This window comes from Pengzhenrongella sicca, assembly GCF_017569225.1.
Lineage (GTDB): Bacteria > Actinomycetota > Actinomycetes > Actinomycetales > Cellulomonadaceae > Pengzhenrongella > Pengzhenrongella sicca.
In genome coordinates this window covers 3,066,161-3,083,430 of sequence record NZ_CP071868.1, presented here as the reverse complement: position 1 = coordinate 3,083,430, position 17,270 = coordinate 3,066,161, and the positions used below count along the sequence as shown (strand labels likewise).

Below are 17,270 nucleotides of genomic sequence, written 5' to 3'. Positions count from 1 at the left end.
GGGCCGCCGGTAAACTCGGCGCGTGACCTCGCCCGATGCCTCGCCCGCCGTGCCCGCCGTCGACGACAGTGCGACGGGTGACCTCGGCTTCCGCTACACCGCCGCGCTCGCGTCCGAGCTCGAGGAGCGCTGGCAGGATCGCTGGGAGGAACTCGGCACGTTCTTCACGCCCAACCCGACCGGTGCGCTCGCCGACGGGGACGGGGCGCCGGCCGCGCCGGGCTCCCCGACGTTCTACGTGCTCGACATGTTCCCGTACCCGTCCGGCGCCGGCCTGCACGTCGGGCACCCGCTCGGCTACATCGCGACCGACGTCGTCGGCCGGTACCGCCGGATGCGCGGCGACAACGTGCTGCACGCGCTCGGCTACGACGCGTTCGGCCTGCCCGCCGAGCAGTACGCGGTGCAGACCGGGCAGCACCCGCAGGTCACGACCGAGGCCAACATCGCGAACATGCGCCGGCAGCTGCGCCGGCTCGGGCTCGCGCACGACCCGCGGCGCACGTTCGCCACGACCGACCCGGGCTACGTGCGGTGGACGCAGTGGATCTTCCTGCAGATCTTCGGCGCGTGGTACGACGTCGACGCGGTGCGCCCGGACGGCGGCGTCGGCCGGGCCCGCCCGATCGCCGAGCTCGTGGCCGAGTACGACGCCGGCACGCGCGCGCTGGCGGACGGGCGCGAGTGGGCGGCGCTCGACGCCGTCGAGCGCCGGCGCGTGGTCGACGCCCAGCGGCTCGCGTACATCTCCGAGGCGCCGGTCAACTGGTGCCCGGGCCTCGGCACCGTCCTCGCGAACGAGGAGGTCACCGCCGACGGCCGCAGCGAGCGGGGGAACTTCCCCGTGTTCCAGCGCAGCTTGCGGCAGTGGAACATGCGCATCACGGCCTACGCCGACCGGCTCGCGGACGACCTCGAGCTCATCGACTGGCCCGCGAAGGTCAAGGCCATGCAGCGCAACTGGATCGGCCGCTCCGACGGCGCGTACGTCCGGTTCGCCGTGCCCGGCGCGGCCGAGGTCGAGATCTTCACGACCCGGCCCGACACGCTGTTCGGCGCGACCTTCATGGTGGTGGCGCCCGAGCACCCCCTGCTCGACGAGGTCCCGGCGCAGTGGCCCGACGGGACCCGCGACGCCTGGACCGGCGGGCACTCGAACCCCGTCGCCGCAGTCGCCGCGTACCGCGCCGAGTCGGCCGCCAAGACCGCGGTCGAGCGCCAGATCGACGCGGGCCGCAAGACCGGCGTGTTCACCGGCCACCTCGCCCTCAACCCGGTCAACGGGGTGCCGATCCCGGTCTTCACAGCCGACTACGTGCTGATGGGCTACGGGACCGGCGCGATCATGGCCGTGCCCGCCGAGGACGAGCGGGACTGGGCGTTCGCGGCCGCGTTCGAGCTGCCGCACGTGCGCACCGTGCAGCCGCCCGCCGGCTTCGACGGCGGCGCGTGGACGGGCTCCGGCGCGATGATCAACTCCGCCAACGACGAGATCGACCTGAACGGCCTCGCGGTCGCCGAGTCCAAGCCCGCGATGATCGCGTGGCTCGAGGCCAAGGGGCTCGGCAGCTCGACCACCACGTACCGCCTGCGCGACTGGCTCTTCAGCCGCCAGCGGTACTGGGGCGAGCCGTTCCCGATCGTGTACGACGAGAACGACCTGCCGATCGCGATCCCGGACGCGCAGCTGCCGGTGAACCTCCCGGACGTGCCGGACTACTCGCCGCGCACCTTCGCGGCCGACGACGTGAGCTCGGCCCCCGAGCCGCCGCTGGGGCGCAACGCCGCCTGGGTCGACGTCACGCTCGACCTCGGCGAGGGCCCCAAGAAGTACCGGCGCGAGACCAACACGATGCCCAACTGGGCCGGGTCGTGCTGGTACTACCTGCGCTACCTCGACCCGACCGACGCGGGCGCCGTCGTCGACCCGGCGCTCGAGCGCTACTGGCTCGGGCCCGACCACAACGCGGCCGCCGGCGCCGCGGGCGGCGTCGACCTGTACGTGGGCGGCGTCGAGCACGCCGTGCTGCACCTGCTGTACGCGCGGTTCTGGCACAAGGCGCTCTACGACCTCGGGCACGTCTCGAGCCTGGAGCCGTTCCACAAGCTCTTCAACCAGGGCTACATCCAGGCGTACGCCTACGCGCGCGCCGACAACGGCGCCTACGTCGAGGCCGCGACCGTGACGGAGCGCGCGCCCGGGGAGTTCGTGGCGCAGGTCGACGGCGTCGACGTCCCCGTCGTGCAGGAGTACGGGAAGATGGGCAAGTCCCTCAAGAACGTGGTGACGCCCGACGACATGTACGACGCCTACGGCGCCGACACCTTCCGGGTGTACGAGATGTCGATGGGGCCGCTCGACCAGTCCCGCCCGTGGGACACGCGCGCCGTCGTCGGCTCGCAGCGCTTCCTGCAGCGCCTGTGGCGCAACGGCGTCGACGAGGCGACGGGGGCCCTCGTTGCCACCGACGACGCGCCGTCGCTCGCGACCGTGAAGCTGCTGCACCGCACGATCGCGGACGTGCGCGTCGAGATGCAGGAGATGCGGCTCAACACCGCGATCGCCAAGCTCATCGCGTACAACAACCACCTCACGTCGCTCGCGGCCGTCCCGCGGGCCGCGCTCGAGCCTCTCGTGCTGATGACGGCGCCGATCGCGCCGCACATCGCGGAGGAGCTGTGGCGCCTGCTCGGCCACGACCGCTCGCTCGCGCACGAGCCGTACCCGGTCGCCCTCGACGAGTACCTCGTCCAGGACTCGGTCGTGTGCGTGCTCCAGGTGCAGGGCAAGGTCAGGGCTCGCATCGACGTCGCGCCCGGGATCGACGACGCCGCACTCGAGGCGCTCGCCCTGGCCGACCCGGGCGTCCAGCGCGCGCTCGCGGGCCGGGACGTGCGCGTCGTGATCGTGCGCGCGCCGAAGCTCGTGAACGTGGTGCCCGCCTGAGCCCGCCGATCTTTGGCCGGCTCCGGCCGGGCGCGGGCCGCGGGCCAGCGGTCGTGGTCGTCACCGACTCGACCGCGTCGCTGCCGCCCGGGGTTGCCCAGGAGTGGGGGATCGAGGTCGTCCCGCTCGAGGTGATGGTCGACGGCGCCCGGCACCACGAGGGCGTCGACCTCACTGCGGCGGAGCTGCTGGCCGCCCTGAGCACGGGCCGGACGGTCACGACGTCGCAGCCCTCGCCCGCCGCGTTCGCGCGCGCGTACGCCCGCGCGGCTGACCGGGGCGCGCGGGAGATCGTGTCGGTCCACGTGTCGGGGGAGCTGTCGGGCACCGTCCGCGCCGCCGAGCTTGCCGCGCTCGCCGCGCGGGTGCCCGTGCACGTCGTCGACTCGCGGAGCGTGGCGATGGGCCTGGGGCTCGCGGCGGTCGAGGCGGCGCGGGTGGTCGCCGGGGCCACGGGCACCGGGGCCGCCGACGGCGCCGCGGCGGCCGAGCGGGCGCGTCGGGTCGCGGCCTCCGCGACGACGCTCTTCCTGGTCGAGTCCCTCGAGCACCTGCGCCGGGGCGGGCGCGTCGGGGCGGCCGCGGCGGCGATGGGGACCGTCCTTGGCCTCCGGCCGCTGCTGGGCGTCCGGTCGGGTCGCATCGAGGTGGTCGAGAAGGTCCGCACCCGCGCGGCTGCCCGCAACCGGCTCGAGGCGATCGCCGCGACGGACTGCCTCGCGCGCGGCGCCGCGCGGGTCGTCGTGCACCACCTCGGGCAGCCCGACGTCGCCGCGGCGCTCGCGCGACGCCTCGAGGCGCGCCTCGGCGCGGTCGTGAGCGGCGTCGAGGTCTCCGAGATCAGTGCCGTCGTCGCCGTGCACGCCGGGCCGGGCCTGCTCGCCGTGGTGGTCGCGGACCGGTAGCCCGACCACGGCCGCGGGCGCGACCGGCCCGTCCCCAGGAGGGCCGAGCGCCGGTACCGCGCCCGCGGGTCGCCGACCTAGCGTGCGCCCATGTCTGGTCCGCAGGAGCCGGTCGAGCGCGTGCCCCGCGAGCGGTTGCGGCGCATCGTGGCCGGCGCCGAACCCGCCGCCGAGCCCGACTGGGTCCCCACCTCGCCGCGGCACCGGTTCGACGACGCTGCGGGGTCGAACGGCGCCGAGGGATCCAACGGCGCAGCGGGGCCGAACGGCGCAGACGAGCCGGACGAGCCGGACGGCGACGTCCGCGACGTCGTCGCGCGGTGGCGCGCGGGTGCGCTGGAGGCGGCCGCGGCCGCGTACGCGGCCGAGCACGGGCACCCGCTCGAGCGTGGCCGGCGCGAACATGCCCGGCCCCCCGGCGGCCCGCGGAGGTGGCAGCTCAACCTCCGGCTGGCGCTGGTCGCCGGGATCGCGATCGCGATCCTCGGCGCCGGGGTGGCCGCCCGGGCGATGCTCGCGGCGTCGCCCGAGGTCGTGAGCGTTCCGGAGGCGGCACCGGCCGCGACGCCGGCGACGTCGCCGGGCGCGAGCGCGGTCGGCGCGGCGCCGGGGGAGGAGCCGGGTGGGGGTGGGCCGCCGGATGGGGGCGGCACGGCGGGATCGTCGGGACCTGCGAGTGCCGGCGTCGGCGTCGTGCTCGTGCATGTGGTGGGGCAGGTCGCGGCTCCCGGCGTCGTCCAGCTGCCGGCGGGCTCGCGCGTGTCGGACGCCGTCGCCGCCGCGGGCGGCGCGACCGCGGGCGCGGACCTCACGGCGGTCAACCTCGCCCGGGTCGTCGGCGACGGCGAGCAGATCGTGGTGCCGGCGCCGGGGGAGGTGGTCGCGGGTTCCGGCGGCGTTGCGGGCTCCGGAGGTGCAGCGGGTTCCGCGGGATCGGGCGGTTCGCCCGGGGCAGCGGGTTCGCCTGCGGGCGGCGCAGGCGGGTCCAGCCCGGCAGCGCCCGTCGACCTCAACGCAGCCGACCTGGCCGCGCTCGACGCGCTGCCTGGCATCGGCCCGGTGCTCGCGCAGCGCATCCTCGACTGGCGGGACGAGAACGGGCGATTCACAGCCGTGGACGAGCTGGGCGAGGTCGCGGGCATCGGCGACACGCTGCTGGGGCGCCTTCGTGACCTCGTGCGGGTGTGACCGGTGCCCGTGCGCGTCGCGGATCTGCGGCTCGTGCCAGCCGCGCTCGCCGCCTGGGCGGGGGCGGCTGCCGTCGTCGCGCTCACCGCGCGCGGGGCCCTCGTGGTCGCGGGCGTCGCGGCGGCCGGCGCCCTGGCGTGCGCCCTGATCTGCACCCTGGCCCGCGGCCGCGGCGACCGACGGCCGTGGGCTCGCGCGGGCGCCGGACAGGTCGTGCTGGTGCTCGCCGTGGTGGCGGTCGTCGCGGCCGCGGGCGCGGTCCAGCTGCACGAGCGCGGCTCGGGGCCGCTCGCGGACCTCGCGCGGCAGCGTGCGACCGTGCGGCTCGTCGGCGTCGTCCGCTCGGCGCCGGTCCCGATCGCCTCGCCGTGGGGGTGGGGCGGCGGCACCCGCTACCGGCTCGAGCTCGCGGCCGAGCAGGTCAGCGGCCGGGGCCGGGCCGGGCCGGCGGCCGCACCCGTCCTGGTGTTCGCGGGGGCGGGGTGGCAGCACGCGGCCTACGGCGCGCGGCTCGAGGTGTCGGGGACGCTCGCGCCGTCCACGCCGGGCGACTCGATGCTCGCGCTCGTGACGGCGCGAGCGGGCCCGCGCGTGCTCGCGCCGCCGGGCGCGGTGGACCGTGCCGTCGGCGCGATCTGGGCCGACCTGCGGGCGGTCGCCGCGCCGCTGGCACCCGACGCGCGCGGACTCGTGCCCGGGATCGCCGTCGGTGACACCTCGCGGCTGCCGGCGGACCTGGACGCGGCGATGCGGGTGGCGGGGCTGACCCACGTGACCGCGGTGTCGGGTGCCCACTTCGCGATCATCGGCGCGGCCGTGCTCGGGGTCGCCGCCGCCGTCGGGCTGCCGCGACGCGCGCGCGTGGTCGCCGCGGCCGCCGCGCTGGGTGGCCTGCTCGTGCTCGTGCACGCCGAGCCCAGCGTCCTGCGGGCCGCCGCGATGGGGTCGGTCGGCCTCGCCGGGCTCGTCGTCGGGCGCCCGTCGCGTGCGCTGCCGGCGTTGGGCGCGACCGTGATCGCGCTGCTCGTGATGGACCCGTGGCTCGGCCGCGACCCAGGCTTCGCCCTGTCGGTGCTCGCGACGGCGGGCATCGTGCAGCTGACCGAACCCCTCTCCCGGCGGATCTCGGGGGGAGTGCTCGGCGATCGCGCCGGGTACGCGATCGCGGTCCCGATCGCCGCGCAGGCCGCGTGCGCGCCCGTGATCATCCTGCTCAACCCCGCGCTCGCGACCTACGCGGTGCCCGCGAACCTCGCGGTCGCGCCCGCGCTCGCTCCGGCCACGGTGTTCGGCGTGCTGACGGCCCTGGTCGCGCCGTGGTGGCCGGCCGCCGCTGCCGTGCTCGTGCTTCCGGCCGGCGCGGCGGCGTGGTGGATCGCCGCCGTGGCGCGCGCGGTCGCGGGGCTGCCGGCCGCGCAGCTGCCGTGGCCGGGCGGGTTCGCGGGCGCGCTCGCGCTCGCCGGGCTGACGGTCGCGGCCGCGCTCGCGGTGCGGCGCCTGGGTGCGCGCGCGCCGTGACGGGTGTGCGCGCGCCGGGATTGTCGAGCGCACGCCGTGACCGTGGGGCGGCGGGTCGGCGCCGCGTGGCAGGCTGGTCCGGTGCCTCCCCCCGCGCGCCGTCCCCGCTCTGATCGCCCGTCGTCCGGCTCGTCGTCCGGCCGGGGCGGGCCGGACCTGACGTGGGACAGCGTCGAGCTCGCGCCGGTGGTGCTCGTGAGTGGGGCCGAGCACCTGCTGAGCGAGCGGGCGGTCGCCGCTCTGATCGCCGCGGCGCGCGAGCGCGCGCAGGACGTCGAGGTGACGCAGCTCGAGGGCGCCGCCTACACGCGCGGGATGCTCGGCGTCGTGACGAGCCCGTCGCTGTTCGGCGAGGCGCGGGTCGTCGTCGTCCAGGCGGTGGAGCAGGCGACGCCCGAGCTCATCACCGACGCGCTGGACTACCTCGCGCAGCCGGCTGACGACGTCGTGCTCGTCCTCGTGCACCGGGGCGGCCAGCGCGGCAAGAAGCTGCTGGACGCCGTGCGGGCGGCCGGCGCGCCCGTGGTGACCTGTGAGCCGATCAAGAAGGACGCCGACAAGGTCGCGTTCGCCGCGGCCGAGCTCCGGCGCGCGGGGCGGCGCGCGGACGCCCAGGCGGTCCGGGCGCTCGTGGAGGCGGTCGGCGCAGACCTGCGCGAGCTCGCCGCCGCGTGCGCGCAGCTCGCGGTCGACACCACCGGCGTGATCGGCGCCGACGTCGTCGCGCGGTACTACGGCGGCCGGATCGAGGCGACCGGCTTCCGGGTCGCGGACGCCGCCATCGCCGGCCAGACCGGCCAGGCGGTCGTCCTGCTGCGGCACGCGCTCGCGACCGGCGCGGACCCGGTGCCCCTGGTCGCGGCGATCGCGGCCAAGCTCCGCGTCCTCGCGAAGGTCGCCGCGACCCGGGGCCGGGGGGCGGTCGCCGTGCGTGATCTCGGGCTCGCGCCCTGGCAGGTGGACCGGGCCTTGCGGGATCTGTCGCGCTGGACGCCCGAGGGGCTCGCGGCGGCCATCACGGCGGTCGCGCAGGCCGACGCGGAGGTCAAGGGTGCCGGCCGGGATCCCGTCTTCGCGGTCGAGCGTGCCGTGCTGCGGGTGGCCGCGGCCGCCAACCGCTGACCGAACCCGGCGCCGAGCCGGTCGGGACCGCCCCGTCGCGTCGATCGCCGTCGGGTGAACTTTTCGCGGCCCTCGTTCACCCGTCCGGCCCAGTCGTCGGCCTGTCAGCAGGCCCGGCCGTGCGTGGCGCCCCGGGGCGAGGGATGTGACCTGGGAGTTCGCCTTGACAACGGCGGGTCGACCAGCGATCTTTTCAGTCAGGATGACCGTGACCCAGCGGTCATCTAACCGTGACAGGAGAACCCCGTGAACCCGATCGCTACCTCGTTCGTCGCGCTGGTGCTTGCCGCTGGCTGGGCAGTCGGGGCAGCAGCTCCGGAGTCCGGGGCAGTGGACGCGGTCCTGACCATCCAGGGCGGGATCGGCTGCTGCCGCGGGACCTTCTGAGCACGGCCGGCGGCCTGACGTGCGGTGGGCCCCGGTGAACGAGTCACCACGCACGACCCGGCGCCCGCTCGGCGCCGTCCGGATCACACGTCAGGGGGCGTGCGGACCCGGGCAGCGCGAGCGGGCGGAGGACAGGATGAAACTTTGAAATCCCCCGATGCGGTCGCGTCACAGATAGGCTGACTTCCCATGACGGATATTGGTGACCGCATCCGGGCGCTGCGCATAGCCGCCGGCCTCTCGCAGACGGCGCTTGCCGGGTCCGACTTCTCCCCGAGCTACATCTCCTTGATCGAGAGCGGCCGGCGCGAGCCGACCGACGGCTCGCTCGGCGTCCTCGCCGCGCGGCTCGACACCACCACGGAGTTTCTCCGGCAGGGCGAGAGCGGGCCGAGCGAGGCGAAGGCGCGGCTCGAGATCGACTACGCCAAGCTCGCCCTCGACAGCGGGGCTCCGGGGGAGGCTCGGGACCGCATGCTCGCGCTCGACCTCAGCGCTATCGCGTCGCTGCTGCACACCGACATCCTCATGACCCTGGCCCGGGCGCACGAGGGGCTCGGCGACCTCGAGGCCTCGATCGGGGTGCTCGAGCCGCTCCTGACGCGCGAGCGCGCCCGCGGCCACCACCTCGACGCGGCCACGATCGCGACCGACCTGGTGATCTCGTACCTGCAGGCGGGCGACCTGCATCGCAGCGTCGACGTCGGCGAGCAGGTCGTCACCGAGCTCGAGGGCGCGGGCCTCGCGGGCATCGACGAGCACCTGCGCCTGGGCTCGACGATCCTGTGGGCGTACGTCGAGCGCGGCGACATCCTCTTCGCGACGCACCGCGCCGCGCAGCTGATCGAGCAGGCCGACGCCCTCGGCAGCCCACGCGGGCGTGGCAGCGTGTACTGGAACGCCGCGATCGTCGCCGAGGAGCGCCGCGACTACGCGCTCGCGCAGCGGTACACCTCCCGGGCGCTCGCGCTCATCGGCGAGAGCGGTTCGAGCCGCGACGTCGCGCGGCTGCGGCTGCACTACGCCTGGCTGCTGCTGCGCATCGAGCCGGCCGAACCGATCGCGGCGCTCGAGCAGATCAGCCGTGCCGCGCCGGACCTGGCGGTGATCGGCTCGGAGGTGGACGTGGCGTTCGGCGAGATCGAGTCGTCGCGCGCCCATCTGATGCTCGGCGATCCGGTCCGGGCCGAGGACGCCGCGCGCCGCGCCATCACGCGTCTCGGAGACAAGCCCCGGCTGGACCTGTGCAGCGCGCACCTCGTGCTCGGCGACGCGCTGTTCGCGCGCGGCGATGCCGTCGGGGCGGCCGAGACCTACCGGTGGTCGGCCGACATGCTCGGCATGATGGCGGCGAGCCGGCAGTCCGCGGCGGCCTGGCGCGAGCTCGGCGACCGCTTCCTCGCCCAGGGGGACGTCGCCGAGGCCGCACGGTCGTTCGATCGCGCGCTGCGCGAGGCCGGCCTGCGGCCGATGGTCCCGGCGTCGATCCTCGCGGCCCGGGCCAGCTCGCCCGGCGCCTGACGGCCCGCCGCTCGGCCCCAGACGCACCGAAGGGCGCCACCCCGCGGGGGTGGCGCCCTTCGATGTCGGTCAGGTCGGGCAGCTGCTGGTCGTCAACGCCTCAGAGGGCGTTGACGACCTTCGCGAGCGCCGACTTCTTGTTGGCAGCCTGGTTGGCGTGGATGACGCCCTTGGAGACGGCCTTGTCAAGCTTGGTCGAGGCCGCCGTGAGGGCAACCGTCGCCGAGGCCTTGTCGCCACCGGCGACGGCCTCCCGGACGCGGCGCACGTGCGTGCGCAGCTCCGACTTGACGGCCTTGTTACGCAGGCGCGCCTTCTCGTTGGTACCAATGCGCTTGATCTGGGACTTGATGTTTGCCACGTGTGAACTCTCTTGTGCGCTCGCAGAAAAAGGATCTGACAGGTCGTAGAGGGCTGCCCAGCTCCGGGACTGGGGCGTGGGGACACCCGCGGAGAGGAGCTGGAACTGTGCCCGCCGACCTGGGCGGACACGCGAGAAAGTATATTACCGCACCGGGCGCGGTTCAGAGTGCGGCAGCGATGCGCTCGAACACCGCCCGGTCGATGATCGCGCCCTCGCGCCGGACGGCGTCGGCGTCCAGCCGCAGCACGCGGTCGAGCCTGACCTGGCTCGGCCTGCGGCGCGCGTCCCAGGCACCTGCACCGATGTCCAGCCACCGGCGGCCGTGCCGGGCCTCGTCGGCGGCATCGAGGGTGTGGTCCTTGCTCGTGAGCAGGAGCCCGAGGAGCCAGCGCCCGTCCCGCCCGACGACCAGGACCGGCCGGTCCTTGCCGCGGCTCGGGTCTTCCTCGTACGGCACCCAGGTCCAGACGATCTCGCCCGGGTCCGCCGACCCGTCGAGCTCGGGCGAGTAGAGCGGGTGCACGACGCCGTGGAAGTCGCCCGGGTGCCGGGCGGGCTTCACGGCCCGCGCGCCGCGCCCGGTGAGGGCGCGGACGCGGGCGCGGAGCCGGTCGACCAGTCGTGTGCTCGTCATCCGAGGACCCTAGTGCCGGGGCCCGCGGCCCGGCCCGGCCCGGCTCAGCACGACTTACGCCGGAAACACGGGCGCACTAACTTGCACACATGGCGGATCTGTTCGACGGCTACCCGCAGGCGGCTGCGTGGGACGAGATGTTCGACCGGAGCGGGCAGGTCCGGGCCGCGTACCGGCACGTCCACCAGGCGCTGGTGCAGATGTCGGCGACGGAGCTCGGGGGGCGCGCCGAGCGGCTCGCGCGGTCCTACGTGAACCAGGGCGTCACGTTCGACTTCGCGGGGGAGGAGCGGCCGTTCCCGCTCGACGTCGCGCCGCGGGTGATCGGCGGCGACGAGTGGGACCTGATCTCGCCCGGGGTCGCGCAGCGCGTGCGCGCGCTCGAGGCCTTCCTCGCGGACGTGTACGGGCCCCAGGCCGCGGTCGCCGACGGGGTGGTCCCGCGCTCCCTCATCACCTCCTCCAGCCACTTCCACCGGGCCGCGGCCGGCATCGAGCCGCCGAACGGCGTGCGCGTGCACGTGTCGGGCATCGACCTGATCCGCGACGAGCAGGGCAAGTTCCGGGTGCTCGAGGACAACGTGCGCGTGCCGAGCGGGGTCAGCTACGTGCTCTCCAACCGCCGCGCCATGGCGCAGACCTTCCCGGAGCTGTTCGCCGCGCTGCGGATCCGGACCGTCTCGGACTACCCGCAGCGGCTGCTCGCCGCGCTCATCGCGGCGGCCCCCGACGGCGCGAGTGACCCGACCGTCGTGGTGCTCACGCCCGGCGTCTACAACAGCGCGTACTTCGAGCACTCCCTGCTCGCCCGGACCATGGGGGTCGAGCTGGTCGAGGGACGGGACCTGTTCTGCTCGGCCGGCCGGGTCTGGATGCGCACCACGAACGGCCGGCGCCGCGTGGACGTCATCTACCGCCGCGTCGACGACGAGTACCTCGACCCGGTGGCGTTCCGGTCCGACTCGGCGCTGGGCAGCCCGGGCCTGCTCACCTGCGCCCGCACGGGCACGGTCACGATCGCGAACGCCGTGGGCAACGGGGTCGCGGACGACAAGCTCGTCTACACCTACGTGCCCGACCTGATCCGCTACTACCTGGGCGAGGAGCCGGTGATCGCCAACGTCGACACCTGGCGCCTCGAGGACCCCGGCGCGCTCGAGGAGGTGCTTGACCGGCTCGACGAGCTCGTCGTCAAGCCCGTCGACGGCTCGGGCGGCAAGGGCCTCGTCGTCGGCTCGAGCGCCACGCGCGGCGAGCTCGACGCCCTGCGCACGCGCCTGCTCGCCGACCCGCGCGGCTGGATCGCGCAGCCGATCGTGCAGCTGTCGACCGTCCCGACGCTGATCGGCGACGAGCTCCGCCCGCGGCACGTGGACCTGCGCCCGTTCGCCGTGAACGACGGCAAGCGGATCTGGGTCCTGCCCGGCGGCCTGACCCGGGTCGCGCTGCCCGAGGGCGAGCTCGTGGTCAACAGCTCCCAGGGAGGTGGCTCGAAGGACACCTGGGTGATCGGCCGGCACCTGCCGATCCGGGCCCGCCGGCCGGAGGACAGCCCGTCGTCGGTCGCGAAGCAGGCCGCCGTGCCCGTCGACGCGAACCCGGACGACGTCCGCCCGCAGGCGATGCAGCAGCAGCAGACGGCGCAGGCGCCCGCGTGCTGAGCCGCATCGCCGAGTCCCTGTTCTGGATCGGCCGGTACGTCGAGCGGGCCGACGACACCGCACGGCTGCTCGACGTGCACGTGCAGAGCCTGCTCGAGGACCCCTGGGCGGAGGAGAACCTCGCCTGCCGCTCCCTGCTGTCGGTGATGGACTGCCCGGTCCCGGCCGACGACGTCGCGGTGGGCCGGGCGCACGTGCTCGAGGTGCTCGCCTACGACCGGGACTCGCCGACCGGCATCGCGGGCTCGATCGTCGCGACGCGCGAGAACGCGCGCCGCGCGCGCGAGATCATCTCGACCGAACTATGGGAGGCCGTCAACGGCACCTACAACCAGCTGCCCGAGCACCTGCACACCGCGCAGCCGCATGACTTCTTCCACTGGGTGCGCGAGCGCGCCGCGATCGTGGCGGGCATCGTGGACTCGGCGACCGCGCGCGACGACATCTGGCACTACCTCGTGCTCGGCCGGTCCATCGAGCGCGCCGACATGACGGCGCGCCTGCTCACCACGCGCGCGCTCGCGGGAGCGGGCGGGCCCGACTGGGCGACGCTGCTGCGCTCGTGCGGGGCGTACGAGTCGTACCTGCGCCGCTACCGGGGCCGGGTCTCCGACGCGAGCGCGGCGGGCTTCCTGCTCATCGACCAGCCGTTCCCTCGCTCGATCGTGCACGCGCTCGGCCAGGCCGAGCGGTGCCTCGACGCGCTGGAGCTGCCGGCCGAGGGCGCGACGATCAACGACGCGCGGCTGCACCTCGGGCACGCGCGCACGAGCCTGGAGTACGCCTCGCTCGAGAGCATCCTGACCCGGCTGCCCACCAAGATGGAGACGGTGCAGCGGTCCTGCTCGGCGGCGAGCGACGCCATCAGGTCGCGGTACTTCCCCTCCGGGGCGCCGACCGTGTGGGTCGGCGAGGCGTTGTGATGGCGCGAGCCGACGTTCCAGGGGAGATCGCATGAGCCGGCTGCGCGTCACGCACACGACCGCGTTCCGCTACGCCGGGCCCGTGACGGCGTCGTACAACGAGGCGCGGATGATCCCGGTGTCCGAGCCGGGCCAACGCGTCCTCGCCTCGAGCCTCGACGTGACCCCGCTGTCCTGGCGGCACGACTTCGTCGACTACTGGGGCACCGCGGTGTCCGCGTTCGAGATCACCCACCCGCACGAGCGGCTGGTCATCACGGCCCGGTCCACGGTCGAGCTCGACCCGGCGGCGTCGGGCGCGCCCGGCGCGGGCTGGGACGTCGTGCACGGGCAGCGGACCCGGGACCTGTACGGCGAGCTGCTCGGGGCGACGACGACGACGACCGTGCCGGCCGCCGTCGTCGACCTCGCGTCGGGGTGCTTGCCCGGCGCCGACCCCGCGGCGGCCGCGGAGGCGATCTGCCGGGTCGTGCGGGCCGAGCTCGAGTACGTGCCGGGCGTGACCACGGTGCACACCCCGGCCAGCGAGGCGTGGGAGTCGCGCACCGGCGTGTGCCAGGACATGGCGCACCTGACGCTCGGCGCGCTGCGCGCGGTCGGCATCCCGGCCCGGTACGTCTCGGGCTACCTGTACCCGCGCACGGGCGGGGAGCTCGGCCAGACCGTGGTGGGGGAGTCGCACGCGTGGATCGAGTGGTGGGCGGGCCGGTGGACCGGGTTCGACCCGACGAACCGGGTGTACGCGGGGGATCGCCACGTCGTGCTCGCCCGCGGCCGGGAGTACAACGACGTCGCCCCGTTGCGCGGCATCTACGCGGGCACCGCGGCCGAACAGCTCGACGTGAAGGTGCAGATCACTCGCGAGGCCTGAGGCGTGGGACCATGGAGGCCTCCGCCCGACGGCCGCCTGCGAACGCGCGGGACGAACCCCCAGCCCTTTGGAGTACCACCCGTTGTCCCCGATCCCCAGCCTGGCGCTGAGCCAGCGCATCCAGCCCGGCGCCACCCCGGCCGAGCTGCTGCGCAACTTCTGCATCATCGCGCACATCGACCACGGCAAGTCGACCCTCGCTGACCGCATGCTGCAGCTCACCGGCGTCGTCGACGCGCGGGCCGCGCGGGCGCAGTACCTCGACCGGATGGACATCGAGCGCGAGCGCGGCATCACGATCAAGTCCCAGGCGGTGCGCATGCCGTGGGAGTCGAACGGGGTGCCGTACGCGCTGAACATGATCGACACCCCCGGGCACGTCGACTTCACATACGAGGTCTCCCGCTCGCTCGCCGCCTGCGAGGGCGCCGTGCTGCTGGTCGACGCGGCGCAGGGCATCGAGGCGCAGACGCTCGCGAACCTCTACCTCGCGCTCGAGAACGACCTGCAGATCATCCCGGTGCTGAACAAGATCGACCTGCCCGCGGCCCAGCCGGAGAAGTACGCGGAGGAGCTCGCGAAGCTCATCGGCGGCGAGCCGGACGACTGCCTGCGCGTGTCGGGCAAGACCGGCGACGGCGTGCTCGAGCTGCTCGACAAGATCGTCGCGACGATCCCCGCCCCCACCGGCGACCCGGCCGCGGCCGCGCGCGCGATCATCTTCGACTCGGTCTACGACACCTACCGGGGCGTCGTGACGTACGTCCGGGTCGTCGACGGCGACCTGTCCCCGCGCGAGAAGATCGTCATGATGTCCACCCGGGCCACGCACGAGCTGCTCGAGATCGGCGTCATCTCCCCTGAGCCCGTCGTGACCAAGGGCCTCGGGGTCGGCGAGGTCGGCTACCTGATCACCGGGGTCAAGGACGTCCGCCAGTCCCGCGTCGGCGACACGGTGACGAACGCGAACAAGCCCGCGGCGGAGTCCCTCGGCGCCTACCGCGATCCCCGGCCCATGGTCTTCTCGGGGCTGTACCCGATCGACGGCTCCGACTACCCGATCCTGCGCGACGCGCTGGACAAGCTCAAGCTCAACGACGCCGCGCTCGTGTACGAGCCCGAGACGTCCGTCGCGCTCGGGTTCGGGTTCCGGGTCGGCTTCCTCGGGCTGCTGCACCTCGAGATCGTGCGCGAGCGGCTCGAGCGCGAGTTCGACCTCGACCTCATCTCGACCGCGCCGAACGTCGTCTACCAGGTCTCGCTCGAGGACAAGTCCGTCGTCACGGTCACCAACCCGAGCGAGTTCCCGGCCGGGAAGGTCGGCGAGATCCGCGAGCCGATCGTGCGCGCCACGATCCTGTGCCCCGCCGAGTTCATCGGTGCCGTGATGGAGCTGTGCCAGGGCCGCCGCGGCGACCTGCTCGGCATGGACTACCTCTCGGAGGAGCGGGTCGAGATGCGGTACACGCTCCCGCTCGCGGAGATCGTGTTCGACTTCTTCGACCAGCTCAAGTCCAAGACGCGCGGGTACGGGTCCCTCGACTACGAGCCCACGGGCGAGGCGGCGGCCGACCTGGTCAAGGTCGACATCCTGCTCCAGGGCGAGGCCGTCGACGCGTTCAGCGCGATCGTGCACAAGGACAAGGCCTACGCGTATGGCGTGATGATGGTCGGCAAGCTGCGCAAGCTCATCCCGCGCCAGCAGTTCGACGTGCCGATCCAGGCCGCCGTCGGCGCCCGGGTCATCGCGCGCGAGACGATCAGCGCCATTCGCAAGGACGTGCTCGCCAAGTGCTACGGGGGAGACATCACCCGCAAGCGCAAGCTGCTCGAGAAGCAGAAGGAGGGCAAGAAGCGCATGAAGGTCATCGGCCGGGTCGAGGTCCCGCAGGAGGCCTTCATCGCCGCGCTCTCCTCCGACGCGGCGGACCCCAAGGACAAGAAGAAGTAGCGCGGGGCGACCGGCCGTGAGCCCCGCACTCCCCGACGGCGACGCCGCGCCCGACGACGGCGCCCTGCCGGCCTCGGTCGTGACCGGCGCCGCGGGCCGCGCGTTCGGGCTGTACCTGCACGTGCCGTTCTGCACGGTGCGCTGCGGGTACTGCGACTTCAACACCTACACCGCGAACGAGCTCGGTGGGGGCGCGAACCAGGCCGCCTACGCCGACACCGCGCTGCGCGAGATCGAGCTGGCCCGGGCGGTGCTCGCGCGGTCCGGGCTGCCGGCCCGCCCGCTGTCGACCGTGTTCGTCGGGGGCGGCACCCCGACAGTGCTGCCGCCCGGCGACCTCGCGCGGATGCTCGAGGGTGCGCGCTCGGCCTGGGGGCTCGCGCCCGGCGCCGAGGTCACGACCGAGGCGAACCCCGACTCCGTGACGCCCGCCTCGCTCGCCGAGCTGGCGCGCGCGGGCTTCACCCGGGTCTCGTTCGGCATGCAGTCCGCCGTCCCGCGCGTGCTGGCGACCCTCGAGCGCACGCACGACCCGCGCCGGATCCCCGACGTCGTGCGGTGGGCGAAGGACGCCGGCCTCGCGGTGTCGCTCGACCTCATCTACGGCACGCCCGGGGAGTCGGTGGCCGACTGGCGCGCGAGCGTCGAGGCGGCGCTGGCCACCGGCGTCGACCACGTCTCGGCCTACGCGCTCGTCGTCGAGCAGGGCACGAAGATGGCCGCCCAGGTGCGCCGCGGCGAGCTTGCGCTGCCGACCGAGGAGGACCAGGCGGCGAAGTACGAGCTCGCCGACGCGATGCTCGCGGCCGACGGGCTGGGCTGGTACGAGGTGAGCAACTGGGCCCGCACGCCGGCCCAGGCCTGCCGGCACAACCTCGCCTACTGGCGCGGGGACGACTGGTGGGGCATCGGTCCGGGCGCGCACTCGCACGTCGGCGGGGGCGACTCCGGGGGCGTGCGCTGGTGGAACGTCAAGCACCCGCGCGCCTACGCGCAGCGGCTCGAGTCGGGCGTGAGCCCGGCGGCCGGCCGCGAGACGCTCGACCCGGCGACGACGGCGCTCGAGCGGGTCATGCTCGGCGTGCGCCTGTCCGACGGGCTCGCGCTCGCCGACGTGTCCGAGCGCGCGCGGCACGCGGTCGCGGGGCTCGTCGCCGACGGGCTGCTCGACGGCCGCGCCGCGCTCGGGGCCGACGGCGGCGGCCGCCGCGCGCTGCTCACGCTGCGGGGTCGGCTGCTCGCGGATGCCGTCATCCGCGAGCTGACCGACTGACCGAC

The 17,270-nt window shown here is 74.6% G+C and carries 14 protein-coding genes; 12 read left to right on the top strand and 2 right to left on the bottom strand.

All coding sequences use genetic code 11. From position 1 onward, the window contains the following. Positions 1–22 precede the first annotated feature (22 nt). From leuS to J4E96_RS14130, 7 genes are all read left to right on the top strand, one after another. Positions 23–2,947 (top strand): leucine--tRNA ligase, encoded by a 2,925-nt coding sequence (leuS, locus tag J4E96_RS14165; RefSeq protein ID WP_406619903.1) that lies wholly within the window; start codon positions 23–25, stop codon positions 2,945–2,947. 53 nt (positions 2,948–3,000) lie between these two features. Next, the gene (locus J4E96_RS14160) at positions 3,001–3,852 is read left to right on the top strand and encodes a DegV family protein (RefSeq protein WP_227422732.1); all 852 of its coding nucleotides are present in this window, start codon (positions 3,001–3,003) and stop codon (positions 3,850–3,852) included. A 90-nt stretch (positions 3,853–3,942) separates the two neighbouring features. Next, positions 3,943–5,040, top strand: a complete 1,098-nt coding sequence (locus tag J4E96_RS20215; RefSeq protein ID WP_264466155.1) for a helix-hairpin-helix domain-containing protein — start codon at positions 3,943–3,945, stop codon at positions 5,038–5,040. Between the two features lie 3 nt (positions 5,041–5,043). After that, entirely contained in the window at positions 5,044–6,558 is a 1,515-nt protein-coding gene (locus J4E96_RS14145; protein WP_227422731.1) for a ComEC/Rec2 family competence protein, read from the top strand. A gap of 81 nt (positions 6,559–6,639) precedes the next feature. Continuing rightward, a complete protein-coding gene (gene holA / locus J4E96_RS14140; protein ID WP_406619900.1) occupies positions 6,640–7,680 on the top strand; it encodes a DNA polymerase III subunit delta in 1,041 nt (346 codons plus the stop codon). Positions 7,681–7,926: 246 nt separating this feature from the next. Further along, positions 7,927–8,067, top strand: coding sequence for a hypothetical protein (locus J4E96_RS14135; RefSeq protein WP_227422730.1), 141 nt, complete (start codon positions 7,927–7,929; stop codon positions 8,065–8,067). Between the two features lie 189 nt (positions 8,068–8,256). Further along, a complete protein-coding gene (locus J4E96_RS14130; RefSeq protein ID WP_227422729.1) occupies positions 8,257–9,588 on the top strand; it encodes a helix-turn-helix domain-containing protein in 1,332 nt (443 codons plus the stop codon). A 100-nt stretch (positions 9,589–9,688) separates the two neighbouring features. On the opposite strand, the gene rpsT is transcribed toward J4E96_RS14130, so the two are convergent. Both rpsT and J4E96_RS14120 read right to left on the bottom strand, forming a co-directional pair. Then, positions 9,689–9,949 (bottom strand): 30S ribosomal protein S20, encoded by a 261-nt coding sequence (gene rpsT / locus J4E96_RS14125; protein ID WP_227422728.1) that lies wholly within the window; start codon positions 9,947–9,949, stop codon positions 9,689–9,691. Positions 9,950–10,112: 163 nt separating this feature from the next. Then, a complete protein-coding gene (locus J4E96_RS14120; RefSeq protein WP_227422727.1) occupies positions 10,113–10,586 on the bottom strand; it encodes a type II toxin-antitoxin system PemK/MazF family toxin in 474 nt (157 codons plus the stop codon). A gap of 89 nt (positions 10,587–10,675) precedes the next feature. On the opposite strand from J4E96_RS14120, the gene J4E96_RS14115 reads away from it, so the two are divergent. The 5 genes from J4E96_RS14115 to hemW all read left to right on the top strand — a co-directional run bounded on the left by J4E96_RS14115 (position 10,676) and on the right by hemW (position 17,265). Further along, positions 10,676–12,247 carry a circularly permuted type 2 ATP-grasp protein gene (locus J4E96_RS14115; RefSeq protein ID WP_227422726.1) on the top strand — a complete coding sequence of 524 codons (1,572 nt, stop codon included), beginning with the start codon at positions 10,676–10,678 and terminating at the stop codon, positions 12,245–12,247. Continuing rightward, complete coding sequence (locus J4E96_RS14110) at positions 12,241–13,170, top strand: alpha-E domain-containing protein (RefSeq protein WP_227422725.1); 930 nt, start codon at positions 12,241–12,243, stop codon at positions 13,168–13,170. The genes J4E96_RS14115 and J4E96_RS14110 overlap by 7 nt, the downstream gene beginning before the upstream one ends. 31 nt (positions 13,171–13,201) lie before the next feature. Then, a complete protein-coding gene (locus J4E96_RS14105; RefSeq protein ID WP_227422724.1) occupies positions 13,202–14,041 on the top strand; it encodes a transglutaminase family protein in 840 nt (279 codons plus the stop codon). 82 nt (positions 14,042–14,123) lie between these two features. Beyond that, the gene (gene lepA, locus J4E96_RS14100) at positions 14,124–15,992 is read left to right on the top strand and encodes a translation elongation factor 4 (RefSeq protein WP_319637684.1); all 1,869 of its coding nucleotides are present in this window, start codon (positions 14,124–14,126) and stop codon (positions 15,990–15,992) included. Between the two features lie 16 nt (positions 15,993–16,008). After that, positions 16,009–17,265 (top strand): radical SAM family heme chaperone HemW, encoded by a 1,257-nt coding sequence (gene hemW, locus J4E96_RS14095; protein WP_227422723.1) that lies wholly within the window; start codon positions 16,009–16,011, stop codon positions 17,263–17,265. Positions 17,266–17,270 lie beyond the last annotated feature (5 nt).

Excerpts from the sequence above, each read along its gene's own strand:
- J4E96_RS20215 (WP_264466155.1), top strand. The coding sequence starts at position 3,943 with ATGTCTGGTCCGCAGGAGCCGGTCGAGCGCGTGCCCCGCGAGCGGTTG.
- J4E96_RS14105 (WP_227422724.1), top strand. The coding sequence starts at position 13,202 with ATGAGCCGGCTGCGCGTCACGCACACGACCGCGTTCCGCTACGCCGGG.
- J4E96_RS14115 (WP_227422726.1), top strand. The coding sequence starts at position 10,676 with ATGGCGGATCTGTTCGACGGCTACCCGCAGGCGGCTGCGTGGGACGAG.
- J4E96_RS14120 (WP_227422727.1), bottom strand. The coding sequence starts at position 10,586 with ATGACGAGCACACGACTGGTCGACCGGCTCCGCGCCCGCGTCCGCGCC.
- J4E96_RS14130 (WP_227422729.1), top strand. The coding sequence starts at position 8,257 with ATGACGGATATTGGTGACCGCATCCGGGCGCTGCGCATAGCCGCCGGC.